The 24,403-nt window shown below is 48.2% G+C and carries 21 protein-coding genes; 14 read left to right on the top strand and 7 right to left on the bottom strand.

Annotation, left to right across the window (positions count from 1 at the left end):
• Positions 1–186: 186 nt before the first annotated feature.
• On the bottom strand, positions 187–1,518 hold the full coding sequence (locus tag K6T23_RS16995; RefSeq protein WP_056541134.1) for a sodium-dependent transporter: 1,332 nt from the start codon (positions 1,516–1,518) through the stop codon (positions 187–189).
• A gap of 336 nt (positions 1,519–1,854) precedes the next feature.
• Here K6T23_RS16995 and K6T23_RS16990 point away from each other — a divergent pair, with 336 nt between their 5' ends.
• The 5 genes from K6T23_RS16990 (at position 1,855) to K6T23_RS16970 (ending at position 6,451) form a co-directional block, all read left to right on the top strand.
• Positions 1,855–2,133, top strand: coding sequence for a spore morphogenesis/germination protein YwcE (locus K6T23_RS16990; protein ID WP_048006989.1), 279 nt, complete (start codon positions 1,855–1,857; stop codon positions 2,131–2,133).
• A 258-nt stretch (positions 2,134–2,391) separates the two neighbouring features.
• The gene (gene yugI / locus K6T23_RS16985) at positions 2,392–2,796 is read left to right on the top strand and encodes a S1 domain-containing post-transcriptional regulator GSP13 (RefSeq protein WP_048006988.1); all 405 of its coding nucleotides are present in this window, start codon (positions 2,392–2,394) and stop codon (positions 2,794–2,796) included.
• Between the two features lie 162 nt (positions 2,797–2,958).
• The gene (gene adh / locus K6T23_RS16980) at positions 2,959–4,479 is read left to right on the top strand and encodes an aldehyde dehydrogenase (protein WP_238281967.1); all 1,521 of its coding nucleotides are present in this window, start codon (positions 2,959–2,961) and stop codon (positions 4,477–4,479) included.
• A 1-nt stretch (position 4,480) separates the two neighbouring features.
• Positions 4,481–4,804 carry a DUF779 domain-containing protein gene (locus tag K6T23_RS16975; RefSeq protein WP_048014649.1) on the top strand — a complete coding sequence of 108 codons (324 nt, stop codon included), beginning with the start codon at positions 4,481–4,483 and terminating at the stop codon, positions 4,802–4,804.
• Positions 4,805–4,990: 186 nt separating this feature from the next.
• Positions 4,991–6,451, top strand: a complete 1,461-nt coding sequence (locus K6T23_RS16970; protein ID WP_238281965.1) for a catalase — start codon at positions 4,991–4,993, stop codon at positions 6,449–6,451.
• A 200-nt stretch (positions 6,452–6,651) separates the two neighbouring features.
• On the opposite strand, the gene K6T23_RS16965 is transcribed toward K6T23_RS16970, so the two are convergent.
• Positions 6,652–8,040, bottom strand: coding sequence for a sigma-54 interaction domain-containing protein (locus K6T23_RS16965; protein WP_238281963.1), 1,389 nt, complete (start codon positions 8,038–8,040; stop codon positions 6,652–6,654).
• Positions 8,041–8,216: 176 nt separating this feature from the next.
• On the opposite strand from K6T23_RS16965, the gene pruA reads away from it, so the two are divergent.
• The 4 genes from pruA (at position 8,217) to K6T23_RS16945 (ending at position 13,940) form a co-directional block, all read left to right on the top strand.
• Complete coding sequence (pruA, locus tag K6T23_RS16960) at positions 8,217–9,761, top strand: L-glutamate gamma-semialdehyde dehydrogenase (protein WP_238281953.1); 1,545 nt, start codon at positions 8,217–8,219, stop codon at positions 9,759–9,761.
• 84 nt (positions 9,762–9,845) lie between these two features.
• A complete protein-coding gene (locus K6T23_RS16955) occupies positions 9,846–11,036 on the top strand; it encodes an ornithine--oxo-acid transaminase (RefSeq protein WP_238281940.1) in 1,191 nt (396 codons plus the stop codon).
• Positions 11,037–11,155: 119 nt separating this feature from the next.
• Positions 11,156–12,400, top strand: a complete 1,245-nt coding sequence (locus K6T23_RS16950) for a Glu/Leu/Phe/Val family dehydrogenase (protein WP_048014653.1) — start codon at positions 11,156–11,158, stop codon at positions 12,398–12,400.
• Between the two features lie 148 nt (positions 12,401–12,548).
• Entirely contained in the window at positions 12,549–13,940 is a 1,392-nt protein-coding gene (locus K6T23_RS16945; RefSeq protein WP_238281937.1) for an aldehyde dehydrogenase, read from the top strand.
• 45 nt (positions 13,941–13,985) lie between these two features.
• Here K6T23_RS16945 and K6T23_RS16940 read toward each other — a convergent pair whose 3' ends face one another.
• Complete coding sequence (locus K6T23_RS16940; RefSeq protein WP_048006980.1) at positions 13,986–14,219, bottom strand: DUF378 domain-containing protein; 234 nt, start codon at positions 14,217–14,219, stop codon at positions 13,986–13,988.
• A gap of 166 nt (positions 14,220–14,385) precedes the next feature.
• Here K6T23_RS16940 and K6T23_RS16935 point away from each other — a divergent pair, with 166 nt between their 5' ends.
• The 4 genes from K6T23_RS16935 (at position 14,386) to K6T23_RS16920 (ending at position 19,869) form a co-directional block, all read left to right on the top strand.
• Positions 14,386–15,555 (top strand): iron-containing alcohol dehydrogenase, encoded by a 1,170-nt coding sequence (locus tag K6T23_RS16935; protein ID WP_238281936.1) that lies wholly within the window; start codon positions 14,386–14,388, stop codon positions 15,553–15,555.
• A gap of 162 nt (positions 15,556–15,717) precedes the next feature.
• Complete coding sequence (locus K6T23_RS16930) at positions 15,718–17,067, top strand: glucose-6-phosphate isomerase (RefSeq protein WP_238281934.1); 1,350 nt, start codon at positions 15,718–15,720, stop codon at positions 17,065–17,067.
• A gap of 521 nt (positions 17,068–17,588) precedes the next feature.
• Positions 17,589–19,403, top strand: coding sequence for an asparagine synthase (glutamine-hydrolyzing) (gene asnB, locus K6T23_RS16925; RefSeq protein WP_238281933.1), 1,815 nt, complete (start codon positions 17,589–17,591; stop codon positions 19,401–19,403).
• A 61-nt stretch (positions 19,404–19,464) separates the two neighbouring features.
• A complete protein-coding gene (locus K6T23_RS16920) occupies positions 19,465–19,869 on the top strand; it encodes a YugN-like family protein (protein WP_053429405.1) in 405 nt (134 codons plus the stop codon).
• On the opposite strand, the gene K6T23_RS16915 is transcribed toward K6T23_RS16920, so the two are convergent.
• From K6T23_RS16915 to K6T23_RS16905, 3 genes are all read right to left on the bottom strand, one after another.
• On the bottom strand, positions 19,866–20,855 hold the full coding sequence (locus K6T23_RS16915) for a potassium channel family protein (protein ID WP_063191372.1): 990 nt from the start codon (positions 20,853–20,855) through the stop codon (positions 19,866–19,868). The genes K6T23_RS16920 and K6T23_RS16915 overlap by 4 nt on opposite strands.
• 49 nt (positions 20,856–20,904) lie before the next feature.
• The gene (locus K6T23_RS16910) at positions 20,905–21,456 is read right to left on the bottom strand and encodes a GNAT family N-acetyltransferase (RefSeq protein WP_238281932.1); all 552 of its coding nucleotides are present in this window, start codon (positions 21,454–21,456) and stop codon (positions 20,905–20,907) included.
• Positions 21,457–21,593: 137 nt separating this feature from the next.
• Positions 21,594–22,961, bottom strand: coding sequence for a vWA domain-containing protein (locus K6T23_RS16905; protein ID WP_238281931.1), 1,368 nt, complete (start codon positions 22,959–22,961; stop codon positions 21,594–21,596).
• 202 nt (positions 22,962–23,163) lie between these two features.
• Between K6T23_RS16905 and K6T23_RS16900 the strand changes: the two genes are divergently transcribed.
• The gene (locus K6T23_RS16900; RefSeq protein WP_238281929.1) at positions 23,164–23,829 is read left to right on the top strand and encodes a glycoside hydrolase family 16 protein; all 666 of its coding nucleotides are present in this window, start codon (positions 23,164–23,166) and stop codon (positions 23,827–23,829) included.
• A gap of 100 nt (positions 23,830–23,929) precedes the next feature.
• Here the strand turns inward: K6T23_RS16900 and K6T23_RS16895 are convergent, their stop codons facing one another.
• Positions 23,930–24,310 carry a DUF4176 domain-containing protein gene (locus tag K6T23_RS16895; RefSeq protein WP_238281927.1) on the bottom strand — a complete coding sequence of 127 codons (381 nt, stop codon included), beginning with the start codon at positions 24,308–24,310 and terminating at the stop codon, positions 23,930–23,932.
• Positions 24,311–24,403: the final 93 nt, after the last annotated feature.

Here is a 24,403-nt window from a genome sequence, read left to right as displayed (position 1 = left end):
TTACGGAATTGATGGATGCGGAGGGGTTTCAGGGGGAGCGTGCCAGGCACCGAATGGAGGAATTGTACCTGGCACCAAACCTCGAAATGTTACCAGGTACAACCCTATAATCTACCCCCATGCCCCATTGCATAAAAAAATCCCCGGGAAACCGCATTAAAAGCAGTCCCAGGGGGTTTTAAAGAATCAATTGGTAATCAGAATCAATAGGATTGCAACAGGTACTATGATGCGGATCAGGAGCATCCAGGCGTTGAACACACCGCGAGAAATGCTTGAACCCAACCTTACTTCGTCCCACACATCTTCCTTCTTCAGTCTATAGCCGATGAAGATACTGATCAGGAGCGCTCCGATCGGTAGACCGAAGTTTGAAGTGATATTGTCGGCAAAGTCGAAGAAGTTCAGTCCCGCAATCTTGATATCACCCAATACCCCGAAGGAGAGGGCGCTCGGTATCCCTGCGACAAAAGCGAGGATCCCTACCATCCACGAAAATTTCACGCGCTTCGTGGATGCTCCTTTTGATAAGCCTGCCACACCGATCTCCAAGATGGAGAAGGCGGAAGTCAATGTCGCGAACAGGAGCAGGACAAGGAAGATCGTGAAGAACAATCCGCCAAAGGCCATTTCATTGAAAACGGCTGGGAGGACGACGAAGGCGATTCCCGGTCCTTGGTCGGGCTGGAACCCGAGGGCATAAACCGCCGGGAAGATCACCAGTCCCGCAAGAAGTGAAATCAGGATATTCAATCCGGACACACTGATCGCCGATTTCGGCATGCTGTCATTCTTCGGCAGATAGGAAGCGTAGGTGACCATGACCGACAGGCCGACAGTAAGAGCGAAGAAGGCCTGTCCCATTGCCAGAAGGACGGTCTTCCCGGTCAGCTGGCTCCAGTCAGGCAGCAGAAGGAAGCGAACACCTTCCATGGCACCGTCCAGCGTAAGGGCCCGGATGACGAGAACGAAGAATAAAATGAATAATGATGGCATCATATACCGGCTCGCCCGCTCGATCCCTTTCTGTACGCCTCCTTGGACGACCATGATGGTCATGATCATGAAGATGCCCTGTGCAATCAGGACTTCCCATGGATTCGATATGACGCTGTCAAAGAGCGCCGCATATCCTTCCTGGGTTTTCCCGCTCAAAGAGCCCGTCACACTTCTCCAAAGGTAGGATAAAATCCAGCCTCCGACGACACTATAAAAAGATAGGATGATGAAGGAGACGATGGTTCCTAAATATCCTATGAGATGCCAGTAAGAATTGGGAGCAAGTTTCTTATAAGAAGTAATCGCATCCGCACCGGCTTTTCGTCCGATGATGAATTCTGCCAGAAGAATAGGCGCCCCGATCAGGACCGTGAAGAGGATGAAGAGAAGGAAGAATACACCTCCACCATTTGCCCCGGCCATATAGGGGAATTTCCAGATGGCGCCCAGTCCGATTGCCGAACCTGCAGCAGCCAGGATGAAGCCCAGTTTAGAAGTCCATTGTTGTTTTGCAGCCAATTACAGCTCCTCCTTTCAAAAAAATAAGATTTTTCAATCGTACTATGTTTTCATACCTATGTACACTGGATTTTGAAATTTTCAATTTATAAGTGATCTGGGTTTAACTGACATAAAAGTGGATAAAATATGGGTGTATCTCCACTTATTATGGATGAAAACGTTTCAACCTATAACTTTTTCACTAAATTATTGAAAATTTTAAAAAAATCAGGTTTTTGGGGTGGAAATTTCATCTGTTTGTAGTATACTAATTGTAACAAAACGTTCACAAATTAGACTTTTTTTCGACAAAATTGAAAGCGTTTCCTTAAAATATGAATGGAGGTTATCAAAATGGATGTATTCATGGTTTACCTATTTATTGCAACCGCCACGCCTCTTTTTCTCTGGATAGAACACCGAAAGTGGGCAGTGGCCCATATTCCGTTCGTCATCGCCCTGTGGGGTGCATTCATCTACTACGTCGTTGTGCCTGAACTCGGAGGCTGGGGACATGTTACGCTATGGAGCTTGCTCGTTGCGAACTTTGCATTTGCCCACCTTGCTGCATTTTATCTCTACGCGACACCTTATCTTCGGAAGCAACGTGAAAAAAGGCTTATCAAGTCATAATGAAACGGAACCCGAGGCCAATGGCCCGGGTTTTTTCGTTTGCTCATTTGTAAGACTTTTCTTCATACTAGATAAATAAAGATTGATCAGAAGAGGTTTTATTTATTGATCGGTATGGGAAGCCTACATAATGAGAGTGCAATTGTAGGTTGATCTGCAATGGAACGGTGAAATTAACTTTGCGGAAATCAAAAAACTGTGATATAATCTACAATTGCGTGTAAAAGAGAAAATAATATATATACTAGGAGTGTTACCATGACTACAAAATTCGAAACAGGATCAGTTGTAACTGGTAAAGTTACAGGAATCCAACCTTACGGTGCGTTTGTTGCTTTAGATGAAGAAACACAAGGACTTGTCCACATTTCAGAAATCACTCACGGATTTGTTAAAGACGTAAATGAGCACCTTTCTGTTGGTGATGAAGTTCAAGTGAAAGTTCTTTCTGTTGACGAAGCGAAAGGGAAAATCAGCCTTTCAATCCGCGCAACTCAAGAAGCTCCTGCAGAACAACCGGCAGCAGCGAAGAAACCACGTCGTCAAGGAAGTGTGAAACCGGCAGCAGCTGAAGAAACAACTCCTGCAGGCTTCAATACTCTTAAAGACAAACTTGAAGAGTGGATCGAGCAATCAAAACGCGAAGATCTAATCAAGAAGTAAGACAAAAGAAGCGGCTAAGGCCGCTTTTTTTATTTGTCTTAATATGTTTGAAAATATAGAATAATGAGTTAATATACTTGTGGCAAACGAAGGGTCTCTAGTATAATTGGAATGTAAGCGCTTTATTTAGTAGGAATATACATAAATAAAGGAGGATGTCGAATGCTGTATCAAAACCCGAATACTGAAGGCTCGAAGGTGTCGTTCAAGGATCAGTACGAAAACTTTATCGGAGGGGAATTCGTACCGCCTGTAAGCGGTGAGTACTTTGATAATGTATCGCCGGTGACAGGGAAGGTCTTCACCCGGATTGCACGCTCCAATAAGGAAGATGTGGAAAAGGCCCTTGATGCCGCTCATGCTGCTAAAGACGCTTGGGGAAAAACGACTGTTGCCGAAAGGGCGTCCGTCCTTAATAAAATTGCCGACCGGATGGAAGAAAACCTTGAAATGCTGGCAGTGGCAGAGACGTGGGATAACGGAAAGCCTGTGCGTGAGACGCTGGCTGCGGATCTTCCCCTTGCCATCGATCACTTCAGGTATTTTGCCGGGTGTATCCGGGGGCAGGAAGGTACAATCGGTGAAATCGATGAAGATACTGTATCCTACCATTTTCATGAGCCGATCGGGGTCGTCGCACAGATTATCCCATGGAACTTCCCTCTCCTCATGGCCACGTGGAAGATCGCACCGGCATTAGCCGCTGGGAACTGTATTGTCCTGAAACCGGCCGAGCAAACGCCTGCTTCGATCATGGTCCTGATGGATCTCATCAAGGATATTCTTCCGAAGGGCGTCTTGAATGTGGTTCAAGGCTTTGGACTTGAAGCTGGTAAACCACTGGCTCAAAGCAAGCGTGTCGGTAAAGTGGCGTTCACAGGTGAGACAACGACGGGAAGGTTGATTATGCAGTATGCTTCTCAAAACCTCATCCCTGTCACACTTGAACTGGGCGGCAAATCCCCGAATATCTTCTTCGAGGACGTGATGGACCAGGATGACGACTTCCTTGATAAAGCGGTGGAAGGCTTTGTCATGTTCGCGCTGAATCAGGGGGAAGTATGTACCTGTCCTTCAAGGGCCCTGGTCCAGGAATCCATTTATGATAAATTCATAGAGCGCGCCATCGAACGGGTCAAACAAATCAAGCAGGGGAATCCCCTTGATACGGATACGATGCTCGGAGCACAGGCCTCCCAAGAGCAGCTCGACAAAATCCTTTCTTACATTCAAATCGGGAAAGACGAAGGTGCCGAGGTGTTGATCGGCGGAGAACAGAACAAGCTTGACGGTGATCACGGGACGGGCTTCTATGTCCAACCGACGATCTTCAAAGGAACAAACGATATGCGGGTGTTCCAGGAAGAAATCTTTGGACCCGTCGTTTCCGTGACCACATTCAAGACGAAAGAAGAAGCGCTGGAGATCGCCAATGATACCCTTTATGGACTTGGGGCCGGTGTGTGGTCGAGGGATATGAACACGGCCTACCGCTTCGGAAGGGATATCCAGGCTGGGCGCGTATGGACGAACTGTTACCACCAGTACCCTGCCCATGCGGCTTTCGGTGGATACAAAATGTCCGGAATCGGACGGGAAACCCATAAGATGATGCTCTCCCACTACCAGCAGACGAAGAATCTCCTTGTCAGCTACAGTCCGAAGAAACTAGGTTTCTTCTAAAATGTCAGTCTCTGCTACGGACGCAGCGGATGGCGTGATCAAGAAACTGCGGGAAAAGCATGGTCCTCTCCTCTTTCATCAATCAGGTGGATGCTGTGATGGCAGCGCCCCGATCTGCCTGGAAGAGGGAGACCTCCTCATCGGTGATGGGGATGTGCTTGTTGGTACCGTTTCTCAGGCGCCGTTCTATATGAGTCGGGAGCAATATGAGTACTGGAAGGCCTTTGATATCCTTTTGGATGTGAAAGAGGGGAGGGGTGGCATGTTTTCCTTGGAATCCGCTATCGGGGTCAGATTTGTCACCACTTCCTCTCTGAAAAAATAATGTGTTCTATTTCATAGAGCGCGAGAATAGAGTGTAAGAGACAACGGACGATGTTGTCTCTTTTTTTGTTGATTTTAAAAGTTATCATTTTATAATAATTATAAATAGTTGTTGACAACGAGTGTGAAATCGATAGAATAAAACTATACTTTAATAATAATTATTATAAATAAAAGAGGTGTTCGTATGAAAAATCAAAAACTGTCAACGAATCAAGGAGCCCCTATTGGAGACAATCAAAACTCGTTAACGGCTGGAAGTAATGGACCTACTCTTCTCGAAGATTATCAACTAATTGAGAAATTGGCGCATTTCGACCGGGAACGGGTTCCGGAGCGGGTGGTCCATGCGAGGGGAGCGGGGGCCCATGGGGTTTTCGTCACGAAAAATAGTATGAAGAAGTATACTAAAGCTGCCTTCCTTCAGGAGGAAGGGAAGGAAACGCCGGTATTTGCCCGCTTTTCGACTGTGATCCATGGTCAGCACTCTCCGGAAACGCTGCGTGATCCCCGGGGATTTTCAGTTAAGTTCTACACCGAAGAAGGAAACTGGGATTTTGTCGGCAATAATCTGCCTGTCTTCTTCATCCGCGATGCGATGAAGTTCCCGGATATGGTTCATGCCCTTAAACCGAATCCGCAGACGAATATTCAGGAACCTGAGCGCTACTGGGACTTCATGACCCTGTCACCGGAGTCGACGAATATGCTCCTTCATCTGTACACCGATGAAGGGATTCCTGCAAACTATCGCCAAATGCGGGGGTCGAGTGTGCATGCATTCAAATGGGTGAATGCGGCTGGGAATACGGTTTATGTGAAGTTGAGGTGGAAGCCGAAGGCGGGGGTCCGAAACCTGTCTGCAGAGGAAGCAGCTGAGATCCAGGGTAAGGACTTCAACCATGCAAGCAGGGACCTCTATGAGGCCATTGAGGAAGGGAATTATCCTGAATGGGATCTGTACGTCCAGATCCTTGATCCGATGGAACTTGATTCTTTCTCATACGATCCTCTGGATGCTACAAAGGACTGGCCGGAAGAGGATATTCCTGCCCACTTTGTCGGGACGATGATCCTCAACCAGAATCCTGAAAATGTATTTGCGGAGACTGAGTCCGCCGGATTCAACCCGGGTGTATTGGTCAATGGGATGCTTCCTTCTGAAGATAAACTGCTGCAGGGAAGATTATTCTCTTATTCCGATACCCAGCGCTACCGGATCGGAGCCAATTATCTTCAGCTTCCAATCAACTGTCCATTCGCACAGGTAGCCAATAACCAGCGGGATGGCGGGATGCCGTTCAAGCAGCAGAAGAGTCCGGTGAACTATGAACCGAACAGCTTTTCAGGGGAACCTGAGGAAGTACCGGGGTATGAAGAGATTCATCAACCAGTCACTGGTGAAAGAGGTAGGATCAAGATCCGTAAAACCGATGATTTTGGTCAGGCAGGAGACATTTTTAGGAGCTACCCAGATGAAGTGAAAGCCCAGGTGGTCAAAAACATTTCAAGTGAACTGGCAGGAATCGATACGCGCATTGCCTTGCGTGCAGTCTGCAACTTCTTCCGAGCCGATGCGGAATTGGGGAAAGAACTTTCGAAAGAAATCGGGGTCGATCTCACCCCATACCTTCAACATATGCAATAAAGCTAAAACGAAAGAGGGGGTATTTAATGACCAACACGATCAGTGTCGGATCTAAATACGCTCATGATTTCCGTGCAAGACTACGCTTTCCACAAACAACATAATAACCCGGATTCATTTGCCTTATTTGAGACAAAGGAATCCGGGTTTCCTTATGGCTAAAACACATTGTCCGATCCTCATATTTTTCACGTAAGAATTCAATATCCCCCGCGCTCGATGCCATATTTGCGGATTCTGTACTGGAGATTCTGCCTGCTCATCCCGAGTGCCTTGGCGGTCTTGGTGACATTGAATTGGTGATGCTTCATGGCTTTTTGAATATAGTATGTCTCAGCTTCTTCCATGAAGACCTCAAGGGGTTTAGGTTCGCTTCCTGACTGGTGGAGGAAATCGGAGTCGCCCTGGTGGATGTCGGCGACAGGAGAATGATGGATCCGCTGCCGGAAGCCGAATGGGAGGTGATTGAATCCGATTACCTTATGGGAGCCGATGAGCTGATACGCTCCTTCCAGCACGTGCTCGAGTTCCCTCACGTTCCCGGGCCAGTCGTATTGACGGAACGTCTCCTCAACCTCTTGGGAAATGCCTGTGACGTTCCTGGCATAGTGGTGATTGAATCGATCCAGGAAGCTCGGTACAAGCTCCTGCAGATCATCCAGCCTGTTCCTGAGAGGAGGGATGAAGAAGGAGGCCGAACTGAACCGATAGTACAGTTCCTTCAACAGCCTGCCCTCTGCCACCGCGTCGATCGGATCTTCATTGACCGTGGCCATGAGGCGGACATCAGGTATTGAACTCCTGTCCATCAGGTCGAGTAATTGTTCTTGCACGTGGATGGGCATGGCATTCAGTTCATCGAATAAGATCGACCCACCTGCGGCTTCGTTCATGACCCCGTCTTTGAAACCGGTACCAAAAAGGATCATCGATAGATCTTCACCAGGCATGGACGAACAATCCTGCTTGATGAAAGGAGCATCCTTCCGTATGCCATCACAGTGGATGCTTCGTGCCAACATTTCCTTACCCGTACCGATTTCCCCACAAATGAGGATTGGAGTCGTGGACAGGGCGGCTTTCTTCCCAGCGGAGAGCGCTTCCTGAATTCGGGGATGCGACCCCACGATGCGATGAAAGGCTGGAGGAACCGGGCGTGTATGAACATAGCCCTTCATCATTTTTTCCAATGTTGTCACATCCCGTGCAATTTCAACCGCACCGATGATTTCCCCTTCCAAATGAATGGGATATGTGTCGTTGATCGTGGTAATTTCCACGCCATTGCTATTGAAATAGGTTTGCTTCACGTTCAGCGTAGGTGTCCCTGTGTGGAGCACCTGAAGAAGGGTGCTTTCTTCTTCTGAGTGAAATTGAAAGACATCGAGGAGGTTTTTATCCAATACATCCTCGACTTCCATGCCTTCGATTTCCCTCATTTTACTATTGTAAATCACGGTCCGTCCGGTCGAATCGATGACGTGGACACCTGACTCGAGGTGATGGGCCACGACTTCATACATATATAGGCGTTTCTCACGTTCGAGCACGATGAATCCCCCTTCGATTGGTACTCCATTATCTTTCAAGTCGCATAGGTGACTTTGAAAATAAAAATTTTTCAAAAAACTCTTGAAAAAAGCAACCATCTTTTGCATTATTATAAGTGTAAGGGTTTTCTGAATGCAAATATTTTTTGCGTTTTGCGACAGTAACCCTCTGAGATCTCACTAAAAATCTTTGTTTAAAAGGGGGCAACACCCATATGATTCCTTACAAGCATGAACCATTCACAGACTTCTCGAACAAAGAAAACCAAAAAGCGTATAAAGAAGGCTTAAAAACAGTTGAAGCCTATCTTGGACAAGACTATCCCCTGATTATCGGCGGGGAGCGAGTGACTACTGATGCAAAATTGGTGTCAGTCAATCCTGCAGACCATAAAGAACTGATCGGAAATGTATCAAAAGCCGATCAGGAACTCGCAGAAAAAGCAATGAACGTAGCATATGATACATTCCAGACCTGGCGGAAAGTGAAACCGGAAACACGTGCAGATATCCTGTTCCGTGCCTCTGCCATCGTACGCCGCCGCAAGCATGAATTCTCAGCCCTTCTGACAAAAGAAGCGGGTAAACCGTGGAATGAAGCGGATGCCGATACGGCTGAAGCGATTGATTTCATGGAGTATTATGCACGCCAGATGCTGCGCCTGAAAGATGGATTCCCTGTGGAAAGCCGTCCTGGTGAATACAACCAGTTCAACTATATCCCTCTGGGAGTGGGTGTTGTCATCTCTCCTTGGAACTTCGCGTTTGCCATCATGGCCGGTACGGCGGTGGCTGCCATCGTGACAGGGAATACCGTATTGTTGAAGCCTGCATCCACGACAGCTGTCGTTGCGGCTAAATTCATCGAAGTACTTGAAGAGGCCGGACTTCCAAAAGGCGTCATCAACTATATCCCTGGAAGCGGTGCTGAAGTCGGGGATTACCTCGTAGACCACCCGAAAACACGTTTCATCTCCTTCACGGGATCACGTGATGTCGGGATCCGCATCTACGAAAGGGCTGCAAAAGTCCACCCTGGTCAGAAATGGCTGAAGCGCGTGATCGCTGAAATGGGCGGAAAAGATACGATCGTCGTCGATTCAGAAGGCGATATCGAACTAGCGGCTAAATCCATCGTCGCATCTGCCTTCGGATTCTCCGGTCAAAAATGCTCGGCTTGTTCACGTGCCGTCGTCGTGGAAGATGTATACGATCAGGTGCTGGAACGTGCGGTTGAATTGACGAAGGAACTTACAGTCGGAAACCCTGTCGACCAGGATCACTTCATGGGGCCGGTCATCGATCAAGCATCATTCGATAAGATCATGAGCTACATCGAAATCGGTAAGGAAGAAGGAAAACTCATGGTCGGAGGCGAGGGAGACAACTCGAAAGGCTATTTCGTCAAACCAACGATCTTTGCCGACCTTGCTCCTGATGCACGACTCATGCAGGAAGAAATCTTCGGACCGGTCGTAGCCTTCTCCAAGGCGAAGGATTTCGATCATGCCCTTGAGATCGCGAACAACACGGATTACGGATTGACTGGAGCGGTCATCACGAACAACCGTGAGAAAATCGAACAGGCACGAGAGGACTTCCACGTCGGTAACCTTTACTTCAACCGCGGTTGTACAGGTGCCATCGTCGGATACCAGCCGTTCGGAGGATTCAATATGTCCGGTACGGATTCAAAAGCAGGCGGCCCTGACTATCTCTTGCTTCATCTACAAGCGAAAACAACATCTGAAACTCTATAATGAAAACGGAAGGAGCTCTTGTCTGACAGGGGCTCCATCCTTATATAAACAGGTAGTACCGATGAATTTAAAGGAGGAATATACATGGCGAATTCACAGGCGATCATCGATCAAACAGATAAATACGGAGCAAGGAATTATCATCCCCTGCCGATTGTCATTTCGGAAGCAGAGGGGGTATGGGTGACCGATCCCGAAGGCAACCGCTATATGGATATGCTCAGTGCGTATTCTGCAGTCAATCAGGGCCATCGCCATCCGAAGATCATCCAGGCGCTGAAGGATCAGGCGGACCGTGTGACGCTCACATCACGCGCTTTCCATAACGATCAATTGGCACCATGGTACGAGAAAATCTGTGAGCTGACAGGCAAGGACATGGCCCTCCCGATGAACACGGGAGCAGAAGCAGTCGAGACGGCCATCAAAACGGCCAGGCGCTGGGCATATGATGTGAAAGGCGTAGAAGAAAACCGTGCTGAGATCATCGCGTGCAATGGAAACTTCCACGGCAGGACGATGACGGCTGTTTCCCTATCATCTGAAGAAGAGTATAAGCGTGGATTCGGTCCGATGCTGCCAGGAATCAATCTCATCCCATATGGCGATCTTGACGCGTTGAAAGAGGCGATCACTCCAAATACCGCCGCTTTCCTCATCGAGCCGATCCAAGGAGAAGCAGGGATTGTGTTCCCTCCTGAAGGCTTCTTGAAAGCAGCCGCAGATCTTTGCAAAGAACAGAATGTGCTCTTTATCGCGGATGAGATCCAGGCGGGGCTTGCCCGTTCCGGTAAGATGTTTGCGTGTGAGTGGGCCGGGGTCGATCCAGATATGTACATTCTCGGTAAAGCACTCGGTGGAGGGGTGTTCCCGATTTCATGCGTAGTGGCGGATGAATCGGTCCTTGGCGTGTTCAATCCCGGCTCTCATGGTTCTACATTCGGAGGAAACCCGATGGCATGTGCCGTTTCCATCGCATCACTCGATGTGCTCATCGATGAAAGGCTTGCAGATCGCTCCCTTGAGTTGGGCGAGTACTTCATGGGGAAACTTAAGGAGATCAAGAACCCCCTCATCAAGGAGGTCCGGGGAAGTGGTCTCTTCATCGGGGTCGAGCTTCATGAACCTGCACGTGCGTATTGTGAAAAGCTGAAGGATGAAGGACTTCTTTGTAAAGAAACCCATGATACCGTCATCCGATTCGCCCCACCTCTTGTGATTTCCCAGGAAGATCTGGACTGGGCAATCGAGCGTATCAAGAAAGTGCTTTCTTGAAAGCGTGGGCAAGAGACGGAATCTTTTCGAAATTTTGTAGATGCTGATGGTTTAGGTAACAGTTATATGTTACAATTACAACGGTTTCAGATCACATAATAAAGAGGCGAATGTTAACAATGGGAGAAAACCTTAATCTGTTTACTTCTACACAACATGTCATCAATGATGCTTTGTCCAAACTGGGCTATTCCGAAGAAATGTTCGAATTACTAAAAGAACCGATCCGCATGCTGACCGTCCGCATCCCTGTCAGGATGGACGACGGAAGCATCAAGGTTTTCACGGGTTATCGCGCACAGCATAATGATGCTGTCGGTCCTACAAAGGGAGGCGTACGTTTCCACCCTGAGGTCGATGAGGAAGAAGTGAAGGCGCTCTCCATGTGGATGAGCCTGAAATGCGGGATCGTCGATCTTCCGTACGGCGGAGGAAAAGGCGGGATCATCTGTGATCCCCGCACCATGTCCTTCACCGAGCTTGAAAAGCTCAGCCGTGGATATGTAAGGGCGATCAGCCAGATCGTCGGGCCGACGAAGGATATTCCGGCACCTGACGTGTACACCAACTCGCAGATCATGGCCTGGATGATGGATGAATACAGCCGTTTGCGGGAAAATGATTCTCCTGGTTTCATCACGGGTAAACCGATCGTCCTCGGAGGATCACAGGGTCGTGAAAAAGCGACCGCGCAAGGTGTGACCATCTGCATCGACGAAGCGGCCAAAAAGCGCGGAATCGATATCAAGGGAGCCCGTGTCGTGATCCAAGGATTCGGGAATGCAGGTAGCTTCCTTGCGAAGTTCATGCATGATGCCGGAGCCAAGGTCATCGCCATCTCGGATGCCCACGGGGCGCTTCATGATCCCGACGGACTCGATATCGATTACCTCCTGGACCGCCGCGACAGTTTCGGAACCGTCACGACGCTATTCGAGAATACACTTTCCAACAAGGAGCTCCTTGAGCTGGATTGTGATATCTTGGTGCCTGCTGCCATCTCGAATCAGATTACGGAGCAGAATGCCCATGATATCAAGGCGTCCATCGTCGTGGAAGCGGCGAATGGACCGACCACGCTCGAAGCAACAAGGATCCTGTCCGAACGTGGCATCCTCCTTGTACCGGACGTCCTTGCAAGCGCAGGCGGTGTAACGGTATCCTACTTCGAATGGGTACAGAACAACCAAGGCTATTATTGGACAGAGGAAGAAGTAAACGAGAAGCTTCAGATCAAGCTTGTCGAAGCGTTCAATAATGTCTATGAAACATCACAGAACCGCCGAGTCAATATGCGTCTTGCCGCCTACATGGTGGGAGCGCGCAAAATGGCTGAAGCCTCAAGATTCAGAGGTTGGGTCTAACCATCGCATACCATGGCGCATCATCCCTCGGGATGATGCGCTTTTTTTGGTATGTGCGCTTTATAAAATTGACATTCACCTGTTCCGTTCGTACGATTGAAGGAAGAACAGCTAAAGCGGATACATAGTGAATCGGAGGTCATGAAAGATGAACATTGCAGAAACATCCCTTGAAGCGGTAAAGCATGCCATACAGAATCAAAAGTCCTTTTTCAAGAATGGACATACGAGATCCATTTCCATCAGGAAAGAAACCCTCGAAACGCTCTATCAGATGATCAAGGATCATGAGGAAGACATCATTCACGCCCTGCAGATGGATCTGAACAAGTCTGAAATGGAGACCTATGCAACGGAGATCGGCATCCTTTTGGAAGAGATACGCTTCGTGCTCAAACACATAGATGAGTGGGCAGAACCGAAAAAAGTAAAGGTAGCCAAGACCCATATCGGGTCTAAAAGTTATTCGGTACCGGAACCCTATGGGGTCACGCTGATCATCTCACCGTGGAATTACCCGATCCAGCTTGCCCTTGCCCCTGTGATCGGTGCCATCGCAGCAGGGAACACGGCCATCATCAAGCCTTCGGAGCTTACCATCCATACATCACGTCTTCTTGAGCGGATCATCTCCGCCCGCTTTGACGGACATGTGCTGAAAGTGATTGAAGGAGGAGTGGAAACAACGGGTCATCTCCTTGACCAACCGTTTGACTATATCTTCTTCACGGGGAGTGTACCTGTCGGGAAGGTCGTCATGGAAGCGGCAAGCAAACGCTTGATCCCTGTCACCCTCGAGCTTGGTGGGAAAAGCCCCTGCATCGTGGACGAGACGGCGGATATCGCCCTTGCAGCCAAGCGGATCGCTTTCGGGAAGGTCACGAATGCAGGACAGACCTGCATCGCCCCGGATTATCTTTTCCTTCATAAGAGCATCAAGGAGCAATTCATCACGGAGTTCAAGAAAGCCGTCGTGACATTTTATGGTCCCGAGCCCCTCAAGAATGATAAGTACGGTCGCATCATCAATGAACGGCATTTCGACAGGATTGCCTCTTATCTCGAGGACGGGGAAATCCTCTTAGGCGGGAAGCTCGATCGTACGTTCCTGAAGATGGAGCCGACCCTGATGACACCGAAGGATCACTCTGTCCCGGTCATGCAGGAAGAAATCTTCGGTCCCGTATTCCCGGTGCTCGAGTACGAAAACCTGGAAGAAGTCATTGACTATGTAACGGAAAGGCCGAAGCCCCTGGCACTGTATCTGTTCACAAACAATGAAGCAACCGAAGCCGCCATCACGGGGAATATCTCGTATGGCGGGGGCTGTATCAATGATACCCTGATGCATATCGTGACGCCCTATCTTCCATTCGGTGGCGTAGGGGAAAGCGGCATGGGGAGCTATCACGGTGAGTCCAGCTTCTCCACATTCTCCCACTATAAAAGCGTCATGAAACAGACGAATAAATTCGATATGAGCTTCCGGTATCCGAATGGAAGATTCGGCATGCAGCTCATTAAAAAGCTGCTGAAATAAAGAAGAAGGCGTCCCGTCTAGTGGGGACGCCTTCTTGAATTTCATTTATCGTGTAGGTTCTGTACGGTGATCCCGTTCCAGTTCCTCTGTCGGTTTGAAAAGTAATCCAAGATTGATCAGTCCTGAAATTCCGACCAGACCATAGATGATCCGGGAAAGTCCGGCACCTTGTCCTCCGAAAATGGCGGCGACGAGGTCGAATTGGAAAAATCCGATCAGCCCCCAGTTCACGGCACCGATGATGGTGAGAACCAATGCAATACGTTGTAAAGCACTCATGGTTGTTTCCTCCTTATTGTATGGTTCACTATTACTATCCCCCAACCGTCCATAGATATGTGCGAGCCTTTTTAAATTTTTGGGCAAGTTCTTTGCATTTTACGCCGGGTCTCATCCATAATAAAAAAGGTGAACACGAACATATTCTCTTTAGGAGGTATTCATAATGAATGAATTTACGTTTTATAATCCGACGAAATTGATCTTTGGTAAAGGTCAAGTCGAGCAGCTGAAGGAACTTGTTCCTCAATACGGTAAAAAAGTACTTCTCGTCTACGGTGGCGGAAGCATCAAGAAAAGCGGCCTTTATGATCAGGTAACAGCTGTCTTGAAAGACATCGATGCCGAAGTATTCGAACTTGCCGGTGTTGAACCGAATCCACGTTTGACCACGGTAAGACGCGGTGTGGATATCTGTAAAGAAGAAGGCATCGACTTCCTGCTTGCGGTAGGTGGAGGAAGCGTCATCGACTGTACCAAAGCAATCGCTGCCGGTGCGAAATATGACGGAGATGCATGGGATCTTGTCACGAAGAAAGCTTTTGCTTCAGAAGCCCTTCCATTCGGTACCGTGTTGACCCTTGCTGCGACCGGTTCTGAAATGAATGCAGGATCCGTTATCACAAACTGGGAAACCAATGAAAAATACGGTTGGGGAAGCCCGGTTACATTCCCGCAATTCTCGATCCTCGATCCGGAAAACACATTCACTGTTCCTAAAAACCACACGATCTACGGAATGGTCGACATGATGTCCCATGTGTTCGAGCAGTACTTCCATAATGCTACCAATACACCGCTTCAGGACCGCATGTGTGAATCTGTACTGAAAGTGGTCATTGAAACAGCTCCTAAGCTGATCAACGACCTTGAGAACTATGAGCTTCGCGAAACCATCCTATACTCTGGAACCATTGCCCTCAACGGCATGCTTCAAATGGGCTACAACGGTGACTGGGGAAGCCATAACATCGAGCACGCTGTATCAGCCGTATACGACATCCCGCATGCAGGCGGTCTGGCCATCCTGTTCCCTAACTGGATGAAGCACAACCTGAAAGTGAACCCTGCCCGTTTTGCACAGCTGGCTGAGCGCGTATGGAATGTCGATCCTGAAGGCAAAACACAGGAAGAAGTGGCGCTTGAAGGAATCGAGAAGCTTCGTGAATTCTGGTCCAGCATCGGTGCCCCTTCACGCTTGGCTGACTATGATATCGACGACAGCAAGCTTGACCTCATTGCTGATAAAGCAATGGCCAACGGCGAATTCGGTAACTTCAACAACCATAAATTGAACAAAGAGGATACGCTCAGCATCCTGCGCGCATCCCTATAATACTCATGGCCGGTCCTGTTTTGGACCGGCTATTTTAAGAAATACAGTGATCACATAAAAACTTTTGAATGAATGCGTTTTCAGTCATCTGCGTTTCTTGATTATGATGACCGGATTCGATAAAGTGAGATAGAAGCAAAATAAAACAATCGGAGGATGGTTATGACACACATTCGTTTTGATTATTCAAATGCGTTATCCTTTTTTGGTGAACATGAAATTACATATCTGAGTGATGCCGTCAAAGCGGCACATCACGCCCTGCATGAAAAAACAGGTGCAGGAAGCGACTTCCTTGGATGGATCGATCTTCCTGTCGATTATGATAAAGAAGAATTTGCCCGCATTCAAAAAGCGTCAGAAAAGATTAACAAAGATTCCGATATCCTTCTTGTCATCGGAATTGGTGGATCTTACCTTGGAGCAAGAGCTGCCATTGAAATGCTCAATCACAGCTTCTTCAATACCGTTTCAAAAGAAAAGCGTTCAGCACCACAGGTCCTCTTCCTTGGACAAAACATCAGCTCCACTTACATGAAAGACTTGATGGATCTCCTTGAAGACAAAGACTTCTCTATCAATGTCATCTCGAAATCCGGTACAACAACCGAGCCGGCGATCGCCTTCCGTATCTTCCGCAAAATGCTTGAAGAGAAGTATGGAGTAGAAGAAGCGCGCAAACGCATTTATGCAACAACGGATAAAGCAAAAGGTGCCCTTAAGACCCTTGCGAATGACGAAGGCTATGAAACATTCGTCGTGCCTGATGATGTCGGCGGTCGCTATTCTGTTCTGACGGCTGTAGGTCTCCTGCCGATTGCCGTTAGCGGTGTGGATATCGAAGCGATGATGGACGGAGCAGCAAAGGCAAGGGAAGACTTCGGTCAATCAGAGCTTTCCGAGAATCCGGCCTACCAATACGCAGCCGTGCGAAACGTTCTGTATAACAAAGGCAAAACCATTGAAATGCTCATCAACTATGAGCCAGGTCTTCAATACTTCGCTGAGTGGTGGAAACAGCTCTTCGGTGAGAGCGAAGGAAAAGACCAAAAAGGGATCTATCCTTCATCTGCAAACTTCTCGACTGATCTTCACTCACTTGGACAATATGTACAAGAAGGTCGCCGCGATATCTTTGAAACCGTCGTGAAGGTTCAGGAAGCACGCCATGAGCTTGTGATCGAAGAAGCGTACAGCGATCTTGACGGCCTGAACTACCTTGCAGGACAAACCATCGATTTCGTCAACAACAAAGCATTCGAAGGAACTTTGCTCGCCCATACAGATGGAGGCGTTCCGAACCTGATCGTCGAAATCCCTGCCATGGACGCGTATACGTTCGGATACCTTGTGTATTTCTTCGAGAAGGCATGTGCTGTGAGCGGTTATCTTCTTGGCGTCAATCCATTTGATCAGCCTGGGGTAGAGGCTTACAAAGTGAATATGTTCGCCCTTCTTGGGAAACCTGGATTCGAAGAAAAGAAAGCTGAACTTGAGAAACGCTTGAAATAATGCAGAAATAGACCGGTACAAACACGTTCCGGTCAATAGAATAGCCGAACGATTTCGACACGATCGAATTCGTTCGGTTTTTTTTGTACTCCTGGGTAGGCCGTTGATTGGAGAACAGGCCAAAGAGACCTTTGGAACAATGGGTGAGACCAAGCGTCAGCGATACGGAAGTGCCTTCCACCATGAAAAGAGAGGGTCTGCACGGGGGAAGAACGTTTCCCTGGATTTTTCACATGAACAGCCTTTTAAGGAACGTAGTGAATGATAGCGACTTTGCTCGAAACTCATTCGTGTCCCGTAAAGTTATTTACCTTAAGTTGTAAGAAACCTATGTCTTTTTGAAGCGTGGATCAGTAAGACTGCAGGCACACATCTTTAGGATAATGATGGAAGCGTCCATAGACCATGGATGCCATTTCGTTAAAACGGAATATCTTTCTTTGACTGCGTTGAAGGAGAGGGTTTACCATCTTGTTAGACCGAGCGATCGGTTTAACATTCGAGAAAGAAGGCGTATAGAAATGTGTGGAATTGCAGGGTGGATTGATTGGAAAAAAGACTTACGAGAACAACAGCATATTTTAAAATCCATGACCGATGCCATTGAACATAGGGGACCGGATGCAGAAGGTGCGTGGGTGAGCGAGAATGCAGCCCTTGGTCATCGTAGACTCATCGTAATCGACCCGAATGGCGGGAAACAGCCCATGCTTTATCAAAACAACCATCATCAAATCGCTCTTACTTATAATGGTGAGCTTTATAACTATCTGGAGCTTAAAGAAGAATTGACGGAGAAAGGTCACACCTTCAACACAAGCTCTGATACAGAAGTTTTGCTTCACTCTTATCTTGAGTGGGGAGAAGAGTGTGTTCGTCACTTCAACGGGATCTTCGCATTCGGGATCTGGGATGAAGAGAAGAAACAACTCATGCTTGGGCGTGATCATCTAGGAGTGAAACCACTTTTCTTTACAAAAGAGGGAAATGGATTGCTCTTCGGTTCCGAGATCAAAGCGCTACTTGCCCATCCGGAGGTAGATGCACAAATCGATCAAACAGGACTTTCCGAGCTGTTCGGCATGGGACCTATGAGAACACCAGGTCAAGCGATCTTCAAGAATATCAGTGAAGTCCGTGCCGGTCATTACATGATCTACAATGAACAAGGTAAAAAAGACGTCCAATATTGGACCCTTGAAAGCAAGAAACATACGGATGATATGGATACAACCGTCAATACAATCAAGGAAATCCTTGAAGATACAGTGAAACGTCAGCTTATCGCGGATAAGCCGCTCACCACGATGTTATCCGGTGGACTGGATTCCAGTGGCTTGACTGCAATTGCCGGTCGTGAATACGGAGATAAGACCCTGTCATCTTATTCCATCGACTTTGTGAATAACGAAGCGGATTTCGAGGAGGACTTCCTGCGCAGGGATCTTGACGAACCTTGGGTAAAACGTGTTTCGGAACATGTGGGCACCGATCATACGTCCATCGTCTTTGACGCGAAAAAGCTCGTTGATAACCTGTTGACTCCGATGAAAGCAAGGGACTTGCCTGGAGTCGGTGAAATCGAGACGTCCCTTTATCTCCTGTTCACCGAAATGAAAAAGACGGCTACCGTCGCTCTATCAGGGGAATCGGCAGATGAAGTGTTCTCCGGCTATCCTTGGTTCCATCAGGAGGAATATCTGGACGCGGGCGTCTTCCCATGGCTACTCAATATTGGTGGGATCGCTGACGTCATGAAGGACGATCTTCTCGACCAGCTCCATATAGAGGACTATCGCAAACAGCGCTATCAGGAAGCACTGAAGGAGCTTCCGGTCCTTGAAGGAGAGTCCGACATCGAGGCGAAGCAAAGAAGGATGTCCTTCATGTTCATCACGCGTTTCCTACCGTTCATGCTCGACCGGAAAGACCGTGCTAGCATGATGACAGGCTTTGAAGTGCGTGTGCCATTCTGTGATTATCGCCTAGTGGAGTATCTTTGGAACATCCCGTTTGAAATGAAAAATGTGGATGATATCGAAAAAGGAATCCTGCGTCGTGCACTGAAGGATTATCTTCCGGACGATGTGCGCAATCGGAGGAAGAGTGCGTATCCGAGTACGAAGGATGAGGCCTACTATGAAGGCGTGAAAGACTGGATGCTGTCGATCCTGAATGATCCACAGTCACCGATCCTCAACTTGATCGATGCGGATAAAGTGCGTGCCATGATCGATGACAAAGAACAATCCACGACCATGGTGAAGTCGTTATTCGATTACTTGATCCAGGTGAATGAATGGTTGAAGGAATACGATGTGGCAGTCAACCTGTAAGACCTACATGTTTTCCCGCTATAAGGAGAAACTATCCCTAAAATGAAAGGGGATGGATGATGTGATCGAGATTTCATCAAGCCTTGAAGGGAAACATTATCAGCTTTACAAATTGGAGCAGGAGTTGAAGCCCCTGGGATACTCCATCGGTGGGAATTGGGATTATGATCATGGATATTTCGATTATAAGATCGATGATGAAGTGGGGTATCAGTTCCTGAGGCTGCCGTTCACTTCGGTGGATGGTCAGTTGGATTCAAGGGGGGCGACGGTCAAATTCGGGAAGCCGTTCCTCCTGTCCCATAAATATCAGATAGGACTGGATGACCATGCTTCCACCGGGAATCTGTCGGGGTCCTTCAATCAGTTCTCGGAGCCCCAAGATTCCGATGCCAGCTTTCCTGAAGAATATATCGAAGTAGGCAGGGAGCTCGTGAAAGAACTCGAGCAGTCCCTGCTTCATTAATTGGATATAACAAGCAGTTCGTCTGTGGTCTCTACCACAACGTCCATGGGGGGATTCACTAACGTGTTTTCCCCTTTTTTGATGCCTAAAAGGATGACTCTTTCCTTCAGTAATTGGGCGCTGAGGGACTGGAAGGTCGACCCCGCGTGCTCATCCATGACGGAGATCAGCTTCAGGTTGTTGCCTTTCAGATGATTCAAGAGCTTAAGGATCGTTCTAGACATTCCTTGGGAGATGATGCTGTTCATCATGACGAGGCTGGTCTGCATATTCGTCTGGATGACTTCATCCGCTCCGGCCCGCTTCGCATTTTCCACTTGGTCCTTCTGAAGGACTTCCACGACAGTATGAAGGGAAGGCTGGTTTCCTTTAATGGCAAGCAGACTCAAGATCGTGTTCATATCCGACGTCATCTCGTCCTTGTTCTGATCTGATGTGACAAGGGCGATTTTTGCTTCACTTAAATTGGCCTTTTGGAGGATGGCGTCCTTGAAGGGTGAACCTTTGACGAAATGAACATGGTTGTTGCGATAAGGATTCTTCTGAAGGGAATCATCGATGAGGATCACATCGCAGCTTGATTGCAGGGATGTGAGCTGATGGATGATTTCACGGGTGCGTTCGTTCCACCCGATGATGATGACGTGCCCCTTGCCTTTATAAGCGGTCTTCCCCTCCATATATCCATTCTGAGTCGTCACGGTCTCCGTTGCCAGCATGACGAAGTAGGTAGAGAGAAACCCTGCCCCTACCAGGATGAGAAGGATGCCCAGGGTTTTCCCTTCAGCCGTCTTGGGGACAAAATCTCCGTATCCTACAGTCGAAGTGGTGATGACGGCCCACCAGATCCCGTCAAAAAATGAGGGGAAGGTGTCCGGTTCGAGATAGTGGATCATGACGCCGCAGGTGCTCATGACGGCAAGGGCCATGATCAAGATCCGGATGACAAGCGGCCAGCGCAAAAAGCCGTGGATGAGTTGTTGCATGGGTACCAGCTCCTTTTTATCTGCACTGACCATTATTGCCGAATCGGGGTTAACTCATAACTCCGTCTGCCCATTCTTTCTTCAGCATGCTGTAGCTGTATACATCATGCGACAGCTGATCTTGCATGATGTAGTCACGGAGCAGTCCTTCCCTTGTGAATCCAAGCTTCTCCACGACGCGTGAAGATCCCGCGTTCTCCGGAATGATGACCGCGCCGACCCTGACGACACCTACTTCACGGAACAGATAGTCGATGACGGGCTGTAAAGCTTCCGTCATATACCCTTTCCCCCAGTGGATTGGCAAGAGATCATAGCCGATTTCACAGCGTTTGTGTGGTACGGAGGTTGCATGGAAGCCGCATGTGCCTATGAGGTTGTCCCCCTGATCGGTGATGGCCCAGCGCATAGGGGCAAGTCCTGCGGCTTCCTGTCTCGCTTCGATGATCCCTTCAGCCTTGGCGATGGATTCGAGTGGCTCCATGCCAAAGTAGGTCAGCACCTCGGGTGAAGTGTAAAGGGTGAAGAGGGCCTGTGCGTCTTTTTGGTGGAGCTGTCTGAGAGTGAGTCTTGTTGTGGTGAATGTCGGATAGGTGGTCATGCTGGGATTCCTCCTTTATGTATGAAAAACATTATACCATGATTATCCATTTAGGAATGCGGGGTTTTTCACGAATTCCCATTAGCCAAGTTAAGCTGGAAATGAAAAAAAGTGCCGCTTGAACGGCACTTCCGGGGTCAGTCTCTGAACTTTTTCTCGATCTCATCCACTTTTTTCTTCAGATCATCGGACGTTTCTTCGATTTCGTCCTTTTTATCTGATTCCAAACCGCTCATGTAATCCTTGATTTTCTGGTTTCGTTCATCCAAGATCGTAAGGATTTCCTGTTTCTTGTCCAGGTCAATCAGTTCATCGTCTAAAAGGGCATTGACTGCATCAAGGAATCGGTCGTGCTCGAGATTCCTCATAGTAAGGTAAGAACTGTAAAGGTCACGAAGATTATTATAATGATCGACGGATGTCCAGATATTGTTGCTGAAGTTGCCTGATTTCCACCAGATCCACGTCCCTTCGCTGATGCTGTCCTTCCAGGAGGTTTCAATGTCTTTGAGCTCTTGTTTCGTTTTGACGGAAGTGTACTTCCCGCCTCCTGCCCGTGCGACGTTTTTAAGCTGGTCGTCGGCTTTGGAGTCGACGTCGAAGCCGATGATGTTGACTTGGACGTCGGTATTGTCTTTCTTCACTTTCTTCGCGGCTTCGACAGGGTCGCCGTCACAGGTTTCGATGCCATCGCTCACCACGTAGATGAAGTTCTGGGCATCCTTCGAGAACTGGTCATTGGCAAGGAGGATGCTTTCAGCAAGTGGAGTCCATCCTTTAGGGTCGAACCCGTCCAAGGCGCTTGCAAATTTCCCCTTGTCATATTCCTCCATCGGATAAAAGGATTCAACGGCTTTGCAACTCATTTCCTTATCGCTGTCCGATCCGGTTCCTTTGTGGCCGAAGGCGATCAAGGAGACATGTGCGCCTTCGGGAAGTTCACCGGCGAAGTTTTCAAGGCTTTCCTTTGCCAGTTCCATCTTGCTTTCACCGTCCACTTCCGCTTTCATGCTGCCACTGGAGTCGATGAGGAGTGCAATATTGACTTCTTTTTGTTCTTCCGTCAGTTCTTCAAGGTCGACGTCCTGGAGGAGGCGTCCATCGGGAAGCTTGATTTCATCAAATACCACCTCATAGTTTTTTAGCTCTCCTGCTTTTTCCTTATAGCCGGCCCTGAGATTCTCGGTGATGGAGGCCGCCCATCGTTCCGCATCCCAGTCCCCGGTATCTTCTTTTTTGATGTGATCGAGATACTCATATGCTGCATCCTCTGAAGCGGATCTGGCCGCGTTTTGGTTGTCATCGGAAGGGATATGCTTCTCATAGATCTCGCCGTTCGTTTGGTCAATCAGTTCTTCCGTTGTTTGGGAAGACACCTTTTCCACTTTGGTCTCCTGGGGTGCCGCTGGTGCCGCTTTTTCTTTCTTCCCGACGGGCTGTTTTTCGCTCTGGCATCCAGAAAGAATGAACACTAGAATAAGGGGGAATAACCATCTTTTCTTCATGCTTTCATCTCCTTTGGGTGGATCTCGTATGTAGGGATTCCGTGGACAAGGTTATCCAATAATTTACTGTAAACCCAGTACCCAATGACCCATGACGATAAACCTAATCGCAGAATGTGATGGAAGACGGGACAAACACCCCTTCGGATCAAAGAGCTCCTTCATACGATACCAGTAAGGAATGAAAGAAGGGGGACTACAGTTGACTAAAAAGACGTTGCAGTGGAGCGGATATGAGTGGATCGTGAAGAACGGTGCAAGGAAGACCGGACCTGGACCGAATTACTTTGCCGGGGAAAATGCAGGGGTGGACCGGGATGGACGTCTTCATTTACGAATCACGAAACACAAGAACACATGGAGATGTGCCGAGGTGACGCTGAGCGAGACACTGGGGTATGGGACGTACCGGTTTTGGCTGGAAGGAAGACCGGACCGGATGGACCTGAACGGTGTACTTGGCTTATTCACCTATGATGAAAACTCACCTGAGCAACACCATCGTGAAATCGATATCGAATTTGCCAAATGGGGAAATCCGGGAGGCCACAACGCGCAGTATGTAGTACAGCCCTATTCAGAACCGGGAAATCTCCACTCGTTCCCCATGAAATTGAACGGAAACTGTTCGACCCACACGTTCAAGTGGACGCCCCGTAGCATACGGTTCATGTCCCTGCACGGGCATTACATGGACCTGCCGTCGCCGCTTGAGTGGTTCAAGATCCAGGACTGGGAATACACAGGGGACGTCCCGGACAGCAGGGGAGAAAAAGTGGGCATCAACCTGTGGCTCATGGACGGAAAAGCTCCTGCTGAAGGAATGGAGATCATTGTGGACCGGTTTGAATTTCAGCCGCTTTCCTGACAGGTGGGGGCTATACAAGGAAAAAGAAAAGGAGAATGGTGGACGGTCCACATTCTCCTTTTTCAGGTTATTGGGCGATGGTGTGGTTATTACAGGAAGGTTAATACGCATTCCCCTCACGATCGGCTTCTTCTCGGATCTTTTTATCCTCATCCGTGACGTAGCCGTTATGTAAGACCTCTTCAATTAGATTGCGGTTGAAAAACACGTTGTAATCAGCAGATATATTGCCTTCGGGATATGGAACCCCAATATAGTCGAATTGATTTTTTGTACTTACTTGAATTTGATTGTAGCCGTAGATCATCACCGATTTATCCATGTTTGAAAGCTTGACCACCGTGCCGATGGGAAGCAGCTTGGTGGGGTCGAGGCTGACTTCTTTTGGTTCTTCTTTTTTGACGTGTTTGGTTGTTTGTTGGTTGCATCCGACTATGATTAATGTGGAGAGGATAACCACCAGCATCCGCTTACTATTCATAGGTTTCCTCCTGATTTCAATTTCTGAATCGATGTGTTACAACCTTTTCTTAGTGCTACGGTGTCATGATGGAAATGAATCGTCAAGCAGATG

Source organism: Rossellomorea marisflavi (assembly GCF_022170785.1).
In the GTDB taxonomy this organism is placed as follows: Bacteria; Bacillota; Bacilli; order Bacillales; family Bacillaceae_B; genus Rossellomorea; species Rossellomorea marisflavi_B.
The sequence above is the reverse complement of the archived record's forward strand: the minus strand, read 5'-3'. Positions and strand labels throughout refer to the sequence as shown.

Coding starts and splice junctions, on each gene's coding strand:
- K6T23_RS16990 (WP_048006989.1), top strand. CDS start 1,855: ATGGATGTATTCATGGTTTACCTATTTATTGCAACCGCCACGCCTCTT.
- yugI (WP_048006988.1), top strand. CDS start 2,392: ATGACTACAAAATTCGAAACAGGATCAGTTGTAACTGGTAAAGTTACA.
- adh (WP_238281967.1), top strand. CDS start 2,959: ATGCTGTATCAAAACCCGAATACTGAAGGCTCGAAGGTGTCGTTCAAG.
- K6T23_RS16975 (WP_048014649.1), top strand. CDS start 4,481: ATGTCAGTCTCTGCTACGGACGCAGCGGATGGCGTGATCAAGAAACTG.
- K6T23_RS16970 (WP_238281965.1), top strand. CDS start 4,991: ATGAAAAATCAAAAACTGTCAACGAATCAAGGAGCCCCTATTGGAGAC.
- pruA (WP_238281953.1), top strand. CDS start 8,217: ATGATTCCTTACAAGCATGAACCATTCACAGACTTCTCGAACAAAGAA.
- K6T23_RS16955 (WP_238281940.1), top strand. CDS start 9,846: ATGGCGAATTCACAGGCGATCATCGATCAAACAGATAAATACGGAGCA.
- K6T23_RS16950 (WP_048014653.1), top strand. CDS start 11,156: ATGGGAGAAAACCTTAATCTGTTTACTTCTACACAACATGTCATCAAT.
- K6T23_RS16945 (WP_238281937.1), top strand. CDS start 12,549: ATGAACATTGCAGAAACATCCCTTGAAGCGGTAAAGCATGCCATACAG.
- K6T23_RS16940 (WP_048006980.1), bottom strand. CDS start 14,219: ATGAGTGCTTTACAACGTATTGCATTGGTTCTCACCATCATCGGTGCC.
- K6T23_RS16935 (WP_238281936.1), top strand. CDS start 14,386: ATGAATGAATTTACGTTTTATAATCCGACGAAATTGATCTTTGGTAAA.
- K6T23_RS16930 (WP_238281934.1), top strand. CDS start 15,718: ATGACACACATTCGTTTTGATTATTCAAATGCGTTATCCTTTTTTGGT.
- asnB (WP_238281933.1), top strand. CDS start 17,589: ATGTGTGGAATTGCAGGGTGGATTGATTGGAAAAAAGACTTACGAGAA.
- K6T23_RS16915 (WP_063191372.1), bottom strand. CDS start 20,855: ATGCAACAACTCATCCACGGCTTTTTGCGCTGGCCGCTTGTCATCCGG.
- K6T23_RS16910 (WP_238281932.1), bottom strand. CDS start 21,456: ATGACCACCTATCCGACATTCACCACAACAAGACTCACTCTCAGACAG.
- K6T23_RS16905 (WP_238281931.1), bottom strand. CDS start 22,961: ATGAAGAAAAGATGGTTATTCCCCCTTATTCTAGTGTTCATTCTTTCT.
- K6T23_RS16895 (WP_238281927.1), bottom strand. CDS start 24,310: ATGAATAGTAAGCGGATGCTGGTGGTTATCCTCTCCACATTAATCATA.